The organism is Streptomyces longwoodensis (genome assembly GCF_001514125.1).
In the GTDB taxonomy this organism is placed as follows: domain Bacteria; phylum Actinomycetota; class Actinomycetes; order Streptomycetales; family Streptomycetaceae; genus Streptomyces; species Streptomyces longwoodensis.
Genome location: NZ_KQ948549.1, coordinates 885,463 through 901,611 on the forward strand (window position 1 = coordinate 885,463; position 16,149 = coordinate 901,611).

A 16,149-nucleotide genomic window follows, 5' to 3' on the forward strand; every position below is an offset into this window, starting at 1 on the left:
GCCCAGGGGTACGTGAGCCTTGCGCGAGCGTAGGCTCCGCCCCGGCGACCATGGCGTCCAGCTCCGGCTGAAGCAGGTCGAAGACCACGAAACGCGCCGGCCACCGGCCCGCGCCGGGCAAGGCGCTGCTGGAGCCGCTCGAACGCGAGCCGGCCGCGCTCCCACACCACAAGCTCGCCATCCAGGCCGGTGCCCGCCGGGAACTGCGCGAGGGCCGCGGCGCGGATCTCGGGGCACGAGCCGGTCATGTCGGTCCCCCGCCTCGAGCGCAGCAGCACCCGACCGCCGGCCTGCACAGCGAGTTGGGCACGGAAGCCGTCCCACTTCGGCCCGGCCGCCCTACCCGCAGGCAGGGCCGGCGCCGGGCCCGATCGGAGCAGCCTCGGCAGGCGGGGCGGCGGGTGTACGTTCGGCCGCATGGCTGACGACGGCTTCGGGCATCCACGACTCGCTGCGATCTACGATCCGCTCGACCCCGACCGCAGCGATCTCGATGCCTACCTCCGGATGGCGGAAGAGTTCGAGGCGCGCCAAGATCTGGACATCGGCTGCGGCGCCGGGGTGTTCGCACTTCTCCTGGCCGACCGCGGGATCGACGTCATCGGCATCGACCCCGCCCAGCCATCCATCGACGTCGCCCGGGCCAAACCCGGCAGTGAGCGAGTGCGCTGGATCTGCGGTGACGCCACAGCCCTCCCGCCGCTGCAGGTCGACCTGGCGACGACGACAGCCAACGTCGCCCAGGAAATCGCTGATCCGGTGAGCCGGCCTCTCGTGACCTTCCGCTGGACCCACGTCTTCGGAGCGGACGGACAGGTGCTGACCTCGGATTCGACGCTGCGCTTCCGGGAGCGCGACGAGGTCGAGACGGACCTGGTCGCCCACGGCTACGAGCTGCAAGGCGTCCGTGATGCGCCTGACCGGCCAGGCAATGAGTTCGTCTTCCTCGCACGACGCCCTGGATGAGTCTGGCCCGGGCCACGGCGTTCCTCGTGGCCGGGCCGCAAGACCTCGTAGCCTCCGAGCTCGAGTTCGCCGTCTCGAGCTATCCGCTCCGCATACTTGTAGCTGGCAGATACCTGACCGTCGTCGCGGATTCGCTCCCGGCCAGCTCCCAGAACCGCAGATATGTCTCCCAGTCGAACCCCTGGTACGGCTCGTCCAGCAGCAGCACCTGCGGATCGTGCATCAGCGCCAGCGTCAGGCTCAGCTTCTGTCGGGTCCCGCCGCTGAGAACACCGGCCCGCAGGACTTCACGACGGCGGTAGGAATGGCACACACCCCGGTTTTCCACCGCACCCCTTCCCCACATCCCGTTCCGACGCCGGCACCTCTCCCGAACGATCACCACGGCCATAAGGCACGCCGAGACCCCGTCGCACCGCCCAAGCGCGTGCGAAAGCCGGTGAGATGGGCCGACGTGGCTGACGGCGACCAGACCGCCGATGCCGTTGCGTGCCACGTCCTCGCGGGCCATTCAGGGGGTGCCCGAGGTCGTCTTCGCTTCCGCAGGGTTTCGGCAGGCCGGGGCCCTGGGCAGTCGAGAGGGCGCAGACGGCGGGGTGAGGGAGGGGCGTGGACGGAGGCTGCGCCTCGACGGCCCTTAACTCAGTCATGCTGGTTCAAGGCCTTGGCCAGCTGTCGGTCGGCCTGCCGGGCGGCCTCGAGTTCGGCCTCTCGCTCCTCCAAGGTGGTGGTCAAGTCGGCGGTGTGCTGTTCCAGTTGGACCGTCTTGATGAGCGAAGCCGTTCGGCCGTGGCGGCCGCCCTGGCCGGACTCCGCGAACTGGCGTCCTCGCCGGCGAGCTGACGAGCAGCCCCGGCACGCGCCTCTGCGCGGTGCGTCGGCGACCCGGACCCGTCAGCGGCCCGGCGCCCCGGCCCGGAGCGCGTCCATGACCAGGTCCAGCAGGCGAGTCGCCCGGGGCTGCCAGTCGCTGTGCGGGTCGAGCGTCCACAGGCCTCCGATGGCGAGGAACAGGTCGTCCACCGTGATCCCCGGGCGGATGGTCCCGGCCTGCTCGGCGGCCCGAAGCAGGCACTCGGCCGCCTCCGTCACCGGGGCGTGGCCCGGCTTCTGCGCGCCGGGTGCGCCTGCGGCCTGCCGGATCGCGTCGGCCAGTCCGGCCTTGGTCATGGCGAACCGGGCCAGCCCGTCCATCCACTCACGCAGCGCCCGGTCGGGTTCCCGGCTGCGCAGCAGCGGGGCCGCGGTGTCGGCGACCTGCTGCATCTCGTGGCGGTAGATCTCCAGGACCAGGGCCTCACGGGTGGGGAAGTGGCGGTAGAAGGTCCCCTGCCCCACGCCGGCCTTCTTTGCGATCGTGCTCAGTGGGGTGTCGGCCGAGCGGGTCAGTTCGGCCAGGGCAACCTCCAGGATGCGCGCGCGGTTGCGCTGCGCGTCCGAGCGCAGGGGCGCTTCCCTGTTCTGACCCACGGGTCCTCCTCGCGGTGATGGCCGAAACCCGATCCTTGTTAAGCGGACAGTTGTCCGTTACGTTTCCGGGTAACGGACAACTGTCCGCTTGCTTCCAGCGTATCGGCGTGCCGTCCGTACGGGACAGCCCGGGCGGCCGGACGCGGCCCACCTGCCCCGCATCCTGCCCGCTCGCGCACCGGCGCCGCCAGCCGCGGCACCCACGCCTGACCAGCGACCCGCCTCACCACGTGAGAGAGAAGGCTTCCATGGCCTCATCGACGTCCAGCGACCTCACCCTGTCCGTCAACGGCGAGAAGTACACGCTGACCGTCGACCACCGCACCACCCTGCTCGACGCCCTGCGGGAACGGCTCGACCTGACCGGCACCAAGAAGGGCTGCGACCAGGGCCAGTGCGGCGCCTGCACCGTCCTGGTCGACGGCCGCCGCAGCGTGGCCTGCCTCCAGCTGGCGGTCGCGGCCGAGGGGCACGAGATCACCACCGTCGAGGGCGTGGCCGACGGCGACCGGCTGCACCCGGTGCAGCAGGCGTTCCTCGACCTCGACGGTTTCCAGTGCGGCTACTGCACCCCCGGCCAGATCTGCTCGGCCGTCGCCGTCATCGAGGAACACGCCGCTGGCTGGCCGAGCGCCGCCACCGCCGACCTGCGGCCCGAGGCAGGACCACCGCCCCTGACCCCGGAGGAGATCCGCGAGCGGATGAGCGGCAACCTGTGCCGCTGCGGCGCGTACATGTCCATAGTGCAGGCCGTGGCCCGCGCCGCCGAGGCGAACGGAGCGGCAGCATGAGGGAGTTCGGCTACCACCGCGCCTATGACGTCACCGGCGCGGTCGCGTTGCTCGACGGCGACACCGACGCCCGCTTCCTGGGCGGCGGCACGAACCTGGTCGACCTGATGAAGACCGGCGTCGAACGGCCGGCAACGCTCGTCGACGTACGCGAACTGCCCCTGAACCGCATCGAGTCGACACCCGACGGCGGACTGCGCATCGGCGCCACCGTCACCAACAGCGACCTGGCCGCCCACCCCGAGGTCCGGCGCCGCTACCCGGTCCTGGCCCAGGCGGTCCTGGCCGGGGCCTCCGGGCAGCTGCGCAACATGGCCACGGTCGGCGGCAACCTGCTCCAGCGCACCCGCTGCGGCTACTTCACCGACGTCGACTCGCCCTGCAACAAGCGCGATCCGGGCAGCGGCTGCCCCGCCCTCACCGGTGAGCACCACAATCACGCCATCCTCGGCGCCTCCGGTCACTGCGTCGCCACCCACCCCTCCGACATGGGCGTGGCCCTGACCGCCCTCGACGCCCGCGTGTCCTACGAGACGGCGGACGGACCCGGCGAGCTGCCGATCGCCGACCTCTATCTGCCGGTGGGGAAGACACCGCACCGGGAGACCGCCCTGCCGCAGGGCGCCCTCATCACCGCCGTCACCCTGCCGCCCACCCCCACGGCGGCCAACTCCCGCTATCGCAAGGTGCGCGAGCGCGCCTCGTACGCCTTCGCCATCGGCTCGGTCGCCGCCGCCCTCGACCTGAGGGACGGCACTGTGCACGACGTGCGCCTGGCCTTCGGTGCCGTCGCCTCCCGCCCCTGGCGGGCGTATGCGGCCGAGCGCATCCTGACCGGCGCCCCGGCCGGCGCCGACACCTTCGTGGCCGCCGCGGACGCCGAACTGACGGCTGCCCGGCCCCTGCCCCGCAACGGATACAAGGTGACCCTGATGCGCAACCTCGTCGTGGCCGTCCTCAGCGAACTCGCAGAGGAGGCCGCCCGATGACCACCGCCACCACAGGCCGGTCCGCCGCCGACCGGGTGACCGGCACCGCCCACACACGCGTGGAGGGCCGCGACAAGGTCACCGGCGCGGCGCGGTACGCCGCAGAGATCCCCTTCGCCGAACTCGCCCACGGCTGGCTCGTGCTGTCCACCGTCGCCCGCGGCCGAGTCCGTGCCCTGGACACCGACACCGTCCTGGCGATGCCCGGCGTGCTCACCGTGCTCACCCACCACAACGCCCCGCGCGTCGACACCGACTTCGTCGGCATGCTGGGCGTGCCGCCGGACCCCGGCACCGCCCTCTTCCAGCACGACCGGGTGCCCCATCGGGGCTGGCCGGTGGCCCTGGTCGTCGCCGACACCCCCGAACAGGCCAGGGAGGCCGCCGAGACGCTCGTAGTGCACTACGACGAGGAGCCGCACGACGTGGCGTTCTCGGCCGGGCGGGAGGCCGAGGCATACCCGGTCGACGGGCACATGCCGGCCGTGATGGAGAAGGGCGACCTCGACCGGGAACTCGCGGCGTCCGCCGTCGTGGTGGACGCCGAGTACACCACCCCCGAGGAGCACCACAACCCGATGGAGCCGCACGCGGCGACCGCCCGCTGGGAAGGCGGCCGGCTGGAGGTCGTCGACTCCAACCAAGGAACCCACTGGGTCGCGGGGGACCTGGCGAAACTGTTCTCCCTCGACCCCGGGACCGTACGGGTACGCTCCGAACACGTCGGCGGCGGCTTCGGAAGCAAGGGCGTACGCGCCCACCAGGTGGCCGCCGTGATGGCCGCCACCGTACTGCACCGGCCCGTACGGGTCGTCATGACCCGGCGTCAGATGTTCTCGCTCGCCGGCTACCGCAGTCCCACCGCCCAGCGCGTCCGCCTCGGGGCCGATCCGGACGGGCGGCTGCGCGCCCTGGAGCACCGCTCGCTGAACCAGACCTCCACCGTGCACGAGTTCGTCGAGCCGAGCGCCGCGACCGGCCGGTCGATGTACGCCGCCGACGCCCACCACACGGTCAGCCGGCTGGTGCGGCTCGACGTGCCCACCCCGACCTGGATGCGCGCCCCGGGCGAGGCGCCGGGCTCGTTCGCGCTGGAGTCGGCGCTCGACGAACTCGCCGAGAAGTGCGGTGTCGACCCGATCGACCTGCGCCTGCGCAACGAACCCGCCGTAGGTCCGGTCTCGGGACTGCCCTTCGCCGGGCGGAACCTCGTCGCCTGCTTCCGTGAGGGGGCCCGCAGGTTCGGCTGGGCGGAGCGCGACCCGCGCCCCGGCGTGCGCCGCGAGGGGCGCTGGCTGCTCGGCACGGGCACCGCGGCCGCCTCCTTCCCCGCGATGGCCATGCCCTCCACGGCCTCCGTGACGGCCGAGGCCGACGGCACCTTCACGATCCGGATCAACGCCGCCGACATCGGCACCGGCGCCCGGACCGCGCTCACCCTGATCGCCGCCGACGCCCTGGACGTGCCCACCGACCGCGTGCTGGTGCGGATCGGCGACAGCGACCTCGGCCCCGCGATGGTCGCCGGCGGTTCCGCGGGCACCCGCTCCTGGGCCTGGGCCGTCATGGCCGCGGCGGAGGAACTGCGCCGCGGCCTCGCGCCCGGCGCGGACATCCCGCCGCAGGGCATCACCGTACGGTCGGACACGACGGAGGCCGTCGGGGCACTCGCGCAGAAGGAACGGCACTCCTTCGGGGCGCAGTTCGCCGAGGTAGCCGTCGACCCGGCCACCGGGGAGGTCCGGGTACGCCGCATGCTGGGCGTCTTCGCGGCCGGCCGGATCGTCAACCCCCTCACCGCCCGCAACCAGCTCGTCGGCGGCATGATCTGGGGCCTGTCCATGGCCCTGCACGAGGAGGCCGTCCGGGAACCGGCGAGCGGCGGTGTCTACGGCGCCGACCTGGCCGGCTACCACGTCGCCGCGCACGCCGACGTCCCGCACGTCGAGGCCGACTGGGTCGACGACCCCGACCCCGACGACCCGGTCGGCATCAAGGGCATCGGCGAGGTCGGCACCGTGGGGGCGGCCGCCGCGATCGCCAACGCGGTGTGGCACGCGACCGGTGTGCGCCACCGCGACCTGCCGATCCGGCCCGACCGCATTCTGTCGGCGGGTGGCGATGCTTGACCTCGCCGGGGCCCTGCACGCCTGGGCCGAGGAAGGCCGGGACTTCGCCGTCGCCACCGTCGTCTCCGTCGCCGGGAGCGCCCCGCGCCCGCCCGGGGCGGCCCTGGCCGTCGACTCCGGCGGTGCGGCGATCGGCTCGGTCTCCGGGGGCTGCGTCGAGGGCGCCGTGTACGACCTGTGCCGCCAGGCCCTGCGCGACGGCGAGCCGCTGACCGAGCGGTTCGGCTACAGCGACGAGGACGCCTTCGCCGTAGGACTGACCTGCGGCGGGACGATCGACGTGCTGGTCGTTCCGTACTCCGCCGGGCAGCCCGTGCACGAGGCCGCGCTGTCCGCCGCCGCCGACGGTGAGCCGGTGGCCCTGGCCCGGGTGGCCCGGGGCCCGGCCGGGCTGCTCGGCCGGGCCCTGCTCGTCCGTCCCGACGGCTCGTACGAGGGCGGACTCGGCGGCGGCGCAGAGCTGGACCACACCGCGCGCGCCGAGGCCGGCGCGCTGCTGGACGCGGGCCGGACCGGCACGGTGGAGCTCTCCGAGAACGGCACCCGCTGCCCGGGTGGTGTCACCCTCCTCGTGGAGTCGGCCGTGCCGCCACCCCGCATGATCGTCTTCGGCGCCATCGACTTCGCGGCGGCGCTCGTGCGGGCGGGGCGGTTCCTCGGCTACCACGTGACGGTGTGCGATGCCCGGCCGGTCTTCGCCACCCGGGCCCGGTTCCCGGACGCCGACGAGATCGTCGTCGACTGGCCCGACCGGTATCTACGGCGTACGGGCACCGACGCCCGCACGGTGCTGTGCGTGCTGACCCACGACGCCAAGTTCGACGTGCCCCTGCTCAGGGAGGCGCTGCGCCGGCCGGCCGCCTACATCGGTGCCATGGGCTCGCGCCGCACCCACGAGGACCGGGAACGGCAGTTGCGGGAGGCGGGCGTCAGCGCCCGCGAGCTGGCCCGGCTGAGGTCCCCGATCGGGTTGGACCTGGGCGCCCGTACCCCAGAGGAGACCGCCGTGTCCATCGCGGCGGAGATCATCGCGCAGCGGCACGGCGGAACGGGCGCCCCGCTCACCGGTACGGCCGCCCCGATCCACGGGCCGGACAGGCAGCCGCTGCCGGCCTGAACGGTCCGCCCGCGGTAGGGCGCGGACACGGAGGGGCCGGGACCATCGACGGTCCTGGCTCCTGCGGGAAGAGACCAGGACGTGCCCGAAGGCCTTCCACGCGGCCCATGAAGTCACGCCCGCACCCCGGAAGGCAGCTCACTCGCGTATCCGCTTCTGCGGCCTGTTCCCCTCGGCAAGCGGCGTCACTGTCAGTGCGGCGTGCCACCATCCGGCCATGAGTGAAGAGTCGTTGAACTGGCGTGACTTCCTGGGGCGTTGGCAGGAGGAATGGGTTCCGCGTCCCGATGAGGAGGTGGACGCAGCACAATCCTCCATGCCTCTCGGAGTGCCCGGGGCGGACGAGGCGGCGATCGCCGCGGCGGAGGAACGGCTCGGGCGGCGGCTGCCGCCCTCGTACCGCACGTTCCTGGCCGTGAGCGACGGGTGGCATGTCGAGCAGACCGCTGGGATCTACCAGCTCGGTGGGACCGCAGACATCGACTGGTTCGGGGACCCGTATGACATGACCCCGCTCTACGAGGAGAACCTCGGCGAGCGCCCGCTCAGGGAGGAGGTCCTGCTGGCCGGTATGTGGCGACGGGCGCTGCGGCTGGAGACGGACTCCGACATGTCGCACGCCCTGCTCGATCCGGGCGACACCGGCCAGGACGGGGAGTGGGCGCTCTACGTCTACAAGGGCTGGAGCGGTGAGATGCCGGACCGCTATCCGTCGTTCCGGGCCTACATGGAAGCCATGTACCGGGCCTTCCACGCCGACCGGGCCGCGTCCCCCGACTTCACCAACGCCACCACCCGGACCCAGGACGAGCGCGTCGACCAAGCCCGCCGGCTGGCGCTGCAGGGACGACACGAGGAGGCCCTGCCGCTCCTTGAGGAGGCGTCCTCCTTCGGCCGGCCACACAGCGCCGTCTTGCTGTCCCAGCTCCGGCAGCTGAACACTCCTGATAACCCGCTGAGTCACGGCCTGCTAGCGGCCGACCCTCGCTACTTGCCCGACGTGCTCCCGGTAGAGGCGATGGCACAGGCGAACAACACCTGGCGACCGGACGGCGACGACCACTGGCTCGGGATGATGGCGGCTCGGGGGGTAGCCTGGAACACCGCCGAGGCCGTGCTGAGCGGCGTGCGGGACGGCACCTACCGCTACACGCCCTCCGGCCCCTGGGGCCGGGCCGTCGCCGAGGCCCGCGAGTCGGCCCGCTGGGGCGCGACCGACGCCGCCTGGCGGACGCTGGCCGACGCACTCCCGCAGTGGGAAGCGCCTGGGCCGTCATTGATCGCCCCGCTCGGCCTGCTCGCCGATCCGGTCCTCGGCCCGCTGATCACTCCGGACCGCGGACGGCAGATCCTCTCAACAGCGCGGGCGGGGCACTCGGGCCGCGCCCCGGATCCGGTGCCCGATCTCGATCCGCCGGGCCTGCAGTGGCTGACTGAGCCCGCACGATACGGGCAGCCGCTCGACGGATACCGCTGTGTCTGGGTCGAAGGCGTCGACCCGGTCCGTCTGCCCGCCTTGCTCGGTGACGAGGACGCCCAGCTGAGCCCGCCCCTGGACCTGTTCGGAGTGCGCTGGCGAGCGCCCCGGTCCGGCGGGCGGCAGGACACCGAGCCCTGGGAGGACAGGGCGGTGGTCGCCGTGGGCGGCAGCTCGCAGGGGTGGGCTTTCGCTTTCGACGGCCACTCCCAGCGCCGTCTGAGCCAGCTGTTCCAGTCTCCAGCGGCGGCCGCGTCCTCCTGTGGCCGTGCTGTCGTGGTGTGGCGGGACCCGAAGACCGCCTCCCCGGAGGGACACCCGGCCGCGTTTCACCTCTCCGTTGCCGAACGGGGCGAAGAGCTGTACGCGTTCACCATACGGGGGACGCAGATCGAGCGCTCCGGCGCGATACCCGAGGCTCTGGACCCTGCACGCCTGATCGACCCGGACGACACCGAACTGGTCCGGGAGCGAAGGATGCTGGCGGCCCTGCACACAGAACTGGGGCTTTCACTGCCCCGCTTCGCGCTGACCCAGGGGAGGCTCTGCACGTTCACCACCCGGTCCTGGACGAGGGCGCCACGCGCGGGGGAGGGGTACGCCTACATCGCTCTCAGCCGCATACGCCCGCAGCTGTGACCCCAAGCCCCCCAACAGAATGACCGACCCACCCAGTACCTGATCAGCCCGGCATGCATCCTGCGTCCGTACACCAGCGCACTGGGCCGGCCGCCGGGTCGAGGAAGGTCGGCGCGTTCACCGCAGAAGCCAGCGCCCGGGCCGGTGGCCGGGCCGCCTGGGCGCCTTGGTGCGGAATTCGACCGGACCAACTTGCTCGTCATCGGTGCCTCCACCACGCCGATCAGGGCCAGCACGAGGGACTCGCCGGCTTCTCATGTCCTACGGATGCGGCTTGTCCGAAGTTCGGTCGCTCCGGTCGCTGCAGGAGCCGGGCAGCGACCGAACGGTCAGCTACCAATCAGGGCTTCAGTCGCTCTAGTCAGGTGCCTGTAAACCTGCAGGTCAGCAAGGGGTTACGGACTCCGCAGCGACTGAAGCGACCCAGGTTCGCCCTATACCTGCCTCTCCAGGCTCTGTACGTGTGTAATACGCGGATAGCTGGTACCAGGCACGTATTCCAGGGCTGCGGTATTCCTACAGCTACAGGGACCGTTCTTGACGAGGGTTGCGCGCCGCGCGCAGGGCAGCCCGTGCTGCCCAGTATCCCGACATGCCATGTGCGCCGACTCCGGGGGCGTGGCAGCCGAGCAGATGAAGACCCCGTCGGCTCCGGTGGCGTAGGGGTGCAGCGTGACACGGGGGCGGAACAGGAGTTGCAGCGGGTCGTTGGCGCCCGACACGATGTCGCCGCCGACGTAGTTGGCGTTCTTGCAGGACATCTCGGTGGTGCTGCACACGGCCGTGCAGAGGATGCGGTCGCGGAAGCCGGGCGCGAAGCGCTCGATCTGGGCGACGATCGTCCCCGTCGCGTCCCCGGTAAAAATGGTCAACGGCAAGGCCTACGTGAGCGCGTACTCCAGCGCCCGCTTGGACAAGCTCCTCGACTACTACATCGCCACGCCCAAGGGCACCTGGGCGGACATCTTTCACGTGACCGGATGGTACTGATGACCAAGTCGTATAAAACGCGCCTGTGGGCGGTGGCGGCGTTGGTCGTCCTGGGAGCGGCAGCCCTCACCTGGTGGCTGCTGCGCGATCCTGCCCCGTACTCCCTCCGCAAGACCCCGGCAGTGAAGGTCACCGTCACGGCCGCGAAATCGCAGTACCCGATGCCAAACAGGTCGCCGGTGACGTCGATCTGCTCCTCAAGGTGTACGTCCAGCGCCTGAAAGCCGGTGACGCCACCGACCTGGCTGGCATCGGCGCTCCCTGGTACACCGGCCGGACACAGGCCGCCCGAGAGTTGATCGCCAAACTTCGCGGGCGGCGCCGCGCCCGGTGCCGGCCGTGGACAGCAGCAGCGGCTCTGAGTCTCGGGTGGTGCCGACCGTGACGAGCAACGCACGGAAACGTGGCAGGTCCTGTGGGGGTTCCGCCGCCCGGCCCAGGGGCCGTTCGGCTCCGGTACCTCCGCGCGTCGAATACCGGCCTGCGCGTATCGGGGCTGCTGTTCTGTTGCTGAGCGCCTTGCCAGCGCCTAAGGGAGCTGTGGCGGCTCGGGGCACCGATCACGAGCCCAGTGGGCTGGCGCGTCAGCCGCGTTGGTACCCGAGGCCGGAGCTCGGATCCCCGCCGCCCAGCAAGCCACTGCGGCCTCGGCCCGACCTTTGCTGCCGCGCGATGCGCGCCCCGAGAGATCCGGCGCCTACAGGCCCCCGAGTCGGCCGCCGCCCGGCTGTCGGCCCGCGCCCGCGATCGAGACGACCGAGCACCCCAAGAGGAGGGGGTGCCCGGTCGTTGCAACACCCGAATCGGAGCGCGTCAGTCGGCTGTCCCCCGTGAGAGCTACACCCGGATGTCCACTGCGGGGTGACGCCTCTCGGGGTGCCGATCCGTAGATTGTCATGCTCGCGGGTGTTGACCGACCGCACTGACTGATGGGGGGACGTTCATGAGAAGACCCTGGTGGCTGACCGCGCTTGTCTTAGCAGTGACGCTGCTGGCGGCAGGGATGGGAAAGCCGGCCGCGGCGGCGGGGGAGGCGTGTGCCACGGCTGGATCGGACTTCGCCGGCCGGTCGATCGCGGAAAACACGGCGACAGTGCGGATGGGGTGCGCCCGCGACGCAGGATCGCTGCGATCGCTGGCGAGCAGTGACACCGACATGGTGGCCGCCATCGACTTCAACACCGCGCAGCGGCCGGACGAGTGGCAGCGGCAGATGCGGCAGACGGTCGACACGGTCCGTGCCGACCAGAGCAAAGGGCTCACGCTCAGCGAGTCCGTCGACCTGATGGCACAGAAGAGCAAGGTGGGCTTCTACGAGCAGCGAAGCGGCGTCCGGTTCGACGGCAGCATCCAGGTCGCCGGCAACAGCGTCGTCATCGTCGTCCCGACGGGCGAGGTGAACGCCTCGTCGGCGAGCTGGTGGCAGAAGGGCATCGCCACCGCGATCGGCATCGCCGTGGGGATCGCAGCCAGTGCGGTGTGCACCCTCTCCTTCGCCCCCGCCGCACCCATCGCCGTACCGGTCTGCAGGGCCGTGGGCGGCGGAGTCGGCGGACTCGTCGGTGACCTGGCGAACTCCTACGCCGACGGGCGGTCGCTGGGTGACCCGGACGTCTGGGCGGAGGCACTCGCCGTCGGAGTGGTGTCCGCAGCGGGCGCGGCATCCGCCGAACAGCTGACGAGTTGGGCCACGCAGGGGGCGACCTGGGTGGTAGGAGCGGTCCAACAGAGCATGCGGAACATCATCGACCGGCTCGGCTCGTGGTCGAACCCGCTGCCGCTCATCCAAGCCTTGTTCAACGCCGACTTCACGCGGGTGTTCAGGGCGACCCTCGAACGGTTGAGCCAGGGCCTGCGACCCACCGACTGGTCGTCGACGCTCCGGGTGATGGTGGTCGGCGACTCGATCAGCCAGGGCCACGAGGGCGACTACACCTGGCGCTACCGGCTGTGGCAGTGGTTCCAGGAGAACAACGTCTCGGTCGACTTCGTGGGTCCCTACCACGGCACGTTCACCCCCGACCAGCCGTCCCCGCCGAAACCGGCGCCCTTCATCGGTGAGAAGCCGGTGGACCAGGGCATCCGCGTCAACGGCGGTTACGCGGCCGGAGTCGCCTTCGACAGCGACCACTACGCGCACTGGGGCAGGCAGGCCGCGCAGATCAAAGACGACATCCGCCGGCAGGTTGCGACCTATCAGCCGGACCTCGTCCTGCTCGCGGCCGGCTTCAACGACATGGGCTGGTTCGTCAGCGACGAAAACGGCACCCTGGCCAGCGTCGAGACCATCATCGACCAGGCCCGCGCGGCCCAGCCGGGAGTCGACTTCGCGGTGGCGACCGTACCGCAACGCTCGAAGATCGGCGGCCGGGACGACCTGATCACCAAGACCGACCACTACAACCGGCTGCTCAAGGACGCGGCCCCCCGCTGGAGCAAGGCCATCTCCCAGGTGGACGTCGTCGACTGGGAGAACGGGTACTCGTGCGCCCCTGCCGCCTGCCCGGCCGCCTACGACGGCCTGCACCCCAACGCCTTCGGCGAGTACCAGCTCGCCATCGCCTTCGAGCAGACCCTGCACGACAAGTACGGCCTGGGCCGGGGCGTGATGCCCTTCCCGCCCGAGAACCTGCCGGTCCGGCCGACACCCGTGCCGACCGGCCTGAAGGCCGAGTCCACCCCGCAGGGCGTAACCGTCACCTGGGACCCGGTGTACGGGGCGTACGGCTACGACGTACGGTCGCGGATCGCCGGCCAGACCACCTGGGGCGAGGCCGGCCGCGTCAACAGCAACCGGACCGACACCACCTGGACCGTCGACGGCATCCAGTGGGAGTACCAGGTGCGCACCGTCGGCGGTGACAACGTCAAGGGCCCCTGGTCCGGCACGGTCACCGCAGTCGCTCACCCGCAGACGGCGCGGCCACCGCGGATCATCGCCTCCTGGCCCCTCGTCCGTGACGGCATCGAGCTCGAAATCGCACCACCGGACGGCCCCTACAACGACACCATCGACCGCTACGAACTGATCCTGTTCGACCGGGACACACCCAACGCCTGGCTCACCGGCACCAGCTTCCGCGGCAACCGGGTGCAGATCTACGGACTGAACCCGGGCCACCGCTACCTCGTCGCGGCTGTCACCTGGAACGCCGCCGGCGGCGGACTGCCCGGACTGGCCCGGCCGGTGACGGTCGGCCGCGGCATCCCCGACACCCCGACCGGCCTACGGGCAACCACCGTCGACCCCACCACAGTGAGACTGGACTGGAACGGCGCGGACTCCGCGGCCGGCTACCGACTGTGGGTCTCCAACGTCAAAGACGGAGGCACCACCCCGCCAGAGGCCGACGAGAACATCATCGAGGGCACCCACCAAGACGTCGCCTACCTGTTCCCGGGCGCGTGGAACTTCCAGTTCTGCGTGACGGCCGTCAACGGCTCCTTCGAGTCCGGCAAGTCCAACTGCGTGGTCCCCTCCCGTCCCGCCGGCAGCGCACCGAACCGCTCTCCGAGCCCTTGCGCCACGGCGCCGGACACGGTGGACCTCGGTTCGCTCACCACCCTGAGAAACCCGGACGGCACGCGAAGTCCCGTCGGGGCCGGTGCAGGGGTCAACGGGGGCGATCGGTAACCCGGTATCGGTGTCTCGTAGGGCAGCCGCACGCGGTGCCCTACGAGACACCAGCGGCAGACAAGCCGACAGCGAGAGCGAAGACGTGCATCGCCACGCTGTCGATTACCTCCGCTACCGGCACGGGCGCCTGCAACGGCCGCCCGGAGTGGGCGGACATGGTCTGCCAGACGGCACCCGTGGCGGCGATCACCAGCGGCGGCTCCAACTCCGCCCAGCTGCCCACCAGAACCACCGAGTACACCGTCGACGGGCAGGTCGCCAAGGTCATCGAGACCGCCAACGGCACTACCCGCACCACTACCAGCTACGACCCACGACCGGCCTGGCGAACAAGCAAATCTCCACTGCCGGCGGCACCATCAGCAAGACCTTCGACCAGCTCAGCCGTCAGCTGACCTACACCGACGCCGACGCGGCCACCACCACCGACTACGACAGCCTCGACCGCCCCTCGAAGGTCACAGCCACTGCCGAGACCACCCGCACCCAGCCCGGCCCACGCGGATTCCGGGCCCGGGTGACACCCCCGTGAGGCGCCCTGCACAAGTACACGGGCGGGTGGCCCAGGACGTCAACGCCGCCCGAGCGGCGCGAGATCAAGAAGACCGCCAAGTCCAACCCGGCCGAGCACGGCTTGCCGTTCTGGGTCTGGAGCCTGGTAGAACTGGCCGACTTCCTGATTAGTGACAAGGCCGATGCCGCCTGAACCGGGCTGATCGCGACGACTGTTTCACCGGCTGCATCGACCCCCACGCCGTTCGTCGCTCATCAGGGCAGGCGGGCGTGTTCGGCTCGGGCGGCGGCGATCCGCTCACGTGCGAGCGTACGGGCCCGCTGGGTGTCGTTGCCGGTGAGGCGGGCGAGGATCGTGGCGAGCGGCCTGATCTGACCCCGGCCGCCCCAGTGACCCTCGGGGATCTCGGTGGGGAACACCCAGATCCGGCCGACGTCGCGCGGCCAGGCGCCGTTCTCCGCGTCGAGGATCGCCTCGGTGACCTCGGCGATGACGCTCGCGCGCTTGTGCTCGTCGAGCTGGCCCTCGGGAACGGACGGGACGACCTTGTAGCGAGGTGCGTCCGCGGGTTCCCCGCCGACGTAGACGCCGGCCGGCCGGTGCAGCCAGAGCCAGGAGACGGAACGGCTCACCGGGTCGGCGGGGTCGAATCCCTCGTTACGGATGAGGATCTCGGTGATGCGGTTCAGCAGAGCCGCCTCGGCGTCCGGCTGGAGAGCGCCGTCGGGAATGTACACGTCGAGCATGGGCATGGCCGACCTCCTTGATGAGTTTATTTTTTGAACTCAGGTCGGACCCTACGGGGGCTGAGTACAGCTTGTAAACCCAGATGGGTACACTCGTCCCATGGAGACGCGGCGGATCGACCCGGTGAACTGTTCGGTGGCGCGCGCCCTCTCGGTGGTGGGGGAGCGCTGGTCGCTGCTGATCGTCCGTGAAGCGCTGGACGGCGCGCGCCGGTTCGGGGAGTTCCACTCCCGCCTCGGGATCGCCAGAAATCTCCTGGCGACCCGGCTCGAGACCTTGGTGACCGCGGGAGTGATGCGCCGCGTGCCCTACCAGGAGCCCGGGGACCGGCAGCGCTTCGCCTACGAACTCACCGAGCAGGGCCGGGCGTTGCGGCCCACGCTTGTGGCGCTCCTGGAATGGGGCGACACGTACCTCGCCGACCCGCAGGGTCCGTCGGTCATCGTCCGGCACCGGCCCGTGGACGATGCGAGCTCCTGCGACGAGCCGGTCAAGGTCGTCCTCGAGTGCGCCGCGGGGCACAGCCACCTCGCCCCGGATGACGTCTGCCGCACGCCCGGGCCGGGCGCGCGCTTCGTGGAGAGCTCCTGAGGTTTCGGAATCATGCCTCGCCTGCCGGGGGTATGGACGGAAGCCGTGGTGCGACGGCGTTCCAGCCCCTGGCAGTCAGCCGTCGTGCCGTG

At 71.2% G+C, this 16,149-nt stretch carries 13 protein-coding genes and 2 pseudogenes; 10 read left to right on the forward strand and 5 right to left on the reverse strand.

Annotated features, from left to right (window positions below; genetic code table 11):
* Positions 1-173 precede the first annotated feature (173 nt).
* Positions 174-419, reverse strand: a pseudogene (locus tag AQJ30_RS36465) (ATP-dependent DNA ligase); the annotation flags it as partial.
* Between AQJ30_RS36465 and AQJ30_RS04060 the strand changes: the two are divergent.
* On the forward strand, positions 418-966 hold the full coding sequence (locus AQJ30_RS04060) for a class I SAM-dependent methyltransferase (RefSeq protein ID WP_067228534.1): 549 nt from the start codon (positions 418-420) through the stop codon (positions 964-966). The pseudogene AQJ30_RS36465 and the gene AQJ30_RS04060 sit on opposite strands and share 2 nt — an antisense overlap.
* A gap of 139 nt (positions 967-1,105) precedes the next feature.
* On the opposite strand, the pseudogene AQJ30_RS36470 reads toward AQJ30_RS04060, so the two are convergent.
* A pseudogene (locus AQJ30_RS36470) lies at positions 1,106-1,246 on the reverse strand (ATP-binding cassette domain-containing protein); the annotation flags it as partial.
* Between the two features lie 368 nt (positions 1,247-1,614).
* On the opposite strand from AQJ30_RS36470, the gene AQJ30_RS38305 reads away from it, so the two are divergent.
* Complete coding sequence (locus AQJ30_RS38305) at positions 1,615-1,809, forward strand: hypothetical protein (protein ID WP_067228538.1); 195 nt, start codon at positions 1,615-1,617, stop codon at positions 1,807-1,809.
* A 51-nt stretch (positions 1,810-1,860) separates the two neighbouring features.
* Here AQJ30_RS38305 and AQJ30_RS04075 read toward each other — a convergent pair whose 3' ends face one another.
* The gene (locus tag AQJ30_RS04075; RefSeq protein WP_067228539.1) at positions 1,861-2,436 is read right to left on the reverse strand and encodes a TetR/AcrR family transcriptional regulator; all 576 of its coding nucleotides are present in this window, start codon (positions 2,434-2,436) and stop codon (positions 1,861-1,863) included.
* Between the two features lie 248 nt (positions 2,437-2,684).
* On the opposite strand from AQJ30_RS04075, the gene AQJ30_RS04080 reads away from it, so the two are divergent.
* The 7 genes from AQJ30_RS04080 (at position 2,685) to AQJ30_RS04110 (ending at position 14,202) form a co-directional block, all read left to right on the forward strand.
* On the forward strand, positions 2,685-3,227 hold the full coding sequence (locus tag AQJ30_RS04080) for a 2Fe-2S iron-sulfur cluster-binding protein (RefSeq protein WP_067228541.1): 543 nt from the start codon (positions 2,685-2,687) through the stop codon (positions 3,225-3,227).
* Positions 3,224-4,216: an FAD binding domain-containing protein gene (locus tag AQJ30_RS04085; RefSeq protein ID WP_067228543.1), complete on the forward strand. Its 993-nt coding sequence runs from the start codon at positions 3,224-3,226 to the stop codon at positions 4,214-4,216. The genes AQJ30_RS04080 and AQJ30_RS04085 overlap by 4 nt, the downstream gene beginning before the upstream one ends.
* On the forward strand, positions 4,213-6,345 hold the full coding sequence (locus AQJ30_RS04090; RefSeq protein ID WP_067228544.1) for a xanthine dehydrogenase family protein molybdopterin-binding subunit: 2,133 nt from the start codon (positions 4,213-4,215) through the stop codon (positions 6,343-6,345). Before AQJ30_RS04085 ends, AQJ30_RS04090 begins: the two co-directional genes overlap by 4 nt.
* Complete coding sequence (locus AQJ30_RS04095) at positions 6,338-7,462, forward strand: XdhC family protein (RefSeq protein WP_067228546.1); 1,125 nt, start codon at positions 6,338-6,340, stop codon at positions 7,460-7,462. The genes AQJ30_RS04090 and AQJ30_RS04095 overlap by 8 nt, the downstream gene beginning before the upstream one ends.
* A gap of 217 nt (positions 7,463-7,679) precedes the next feature.
* Positions 7,680-9,578: an SMI1/KNR4 family protein gene (locus AQJ30_RS04100; RefSeq protein ID WP_067228547.1), complete on the forward strand. Its 1,899-nt coding sequence runs from the start codon at positions 7,680-7,682 to the stop codon at positions 9,576-9,578.
* A gap of 750 nt (positions 9,579-10,328) precedes the next feature.
* A complete protein-coding gene (locus tag AQJ30_RS38310; protein WP_159052291.1) occupies positions 10,329-10,568 on the forward strand; it encodes a hypothetical protein in 240 nt (79 codons plus the stop codon).
* Between the two features lie 1,156 nt (positions 10,569-11,724).
* Complete coding sequence (locus AQJ30_RS04110) at positions 11,725-14,202, forward strand: GDSL-type esterase/lipase family protein (protein ID WP_067228550.1); 2,478 nt, start codon at positions 11,725-11,727, stop codon at positions 14,200-14,202.
* Between the two features lie 40 nt (positions 14,203-14,242).
* Here AQJ30_RS04110 and AQJ30_RS39935 read toward each other — a convergent pair whose 3' ends face one another.
* A complete protein-coding gene (locus tag AQJ30_RS39935) occupies positions 14,243-14,473 on the reverse strand; it encodes a hypothetical protein (protein WP_211278920.1) in 231 nt (76 codons plus the stop codon).
* Positions 14,474-14,973: 500 nt separating this feature from the next.
* On the reverse strand, positions 14,974-15,471 hold the full coding sequence (locus AQJ30_RS04125; RefSeq protein ID WP_067228555.1) for a tautomerase family protein: 498 nt from the start codon (positions 15,469-15,471) through the stop codon (positions 14,974-14,976).
* Positions 15,472-15,565: 94 nt separating this feature from the next.
* Between AQJ30_RS04125 and AQJ30_RS04130 the strand changes: the two genes are divergently transcribed.
* On the forward strand, positions 15,566-16,057 hold the full coding sequence (locus tag AQJ30_RS04130; RefSeq protein ID WP_067228557.1) for a winged helix-turn-helix transcriptional regulator: 492 nt from the start codon (positions 15,566-15,568) through the stop codon (positions 16,055-16,057).
* Positions 16,058-16,149 lie beyond the last annotated feature (92 nt).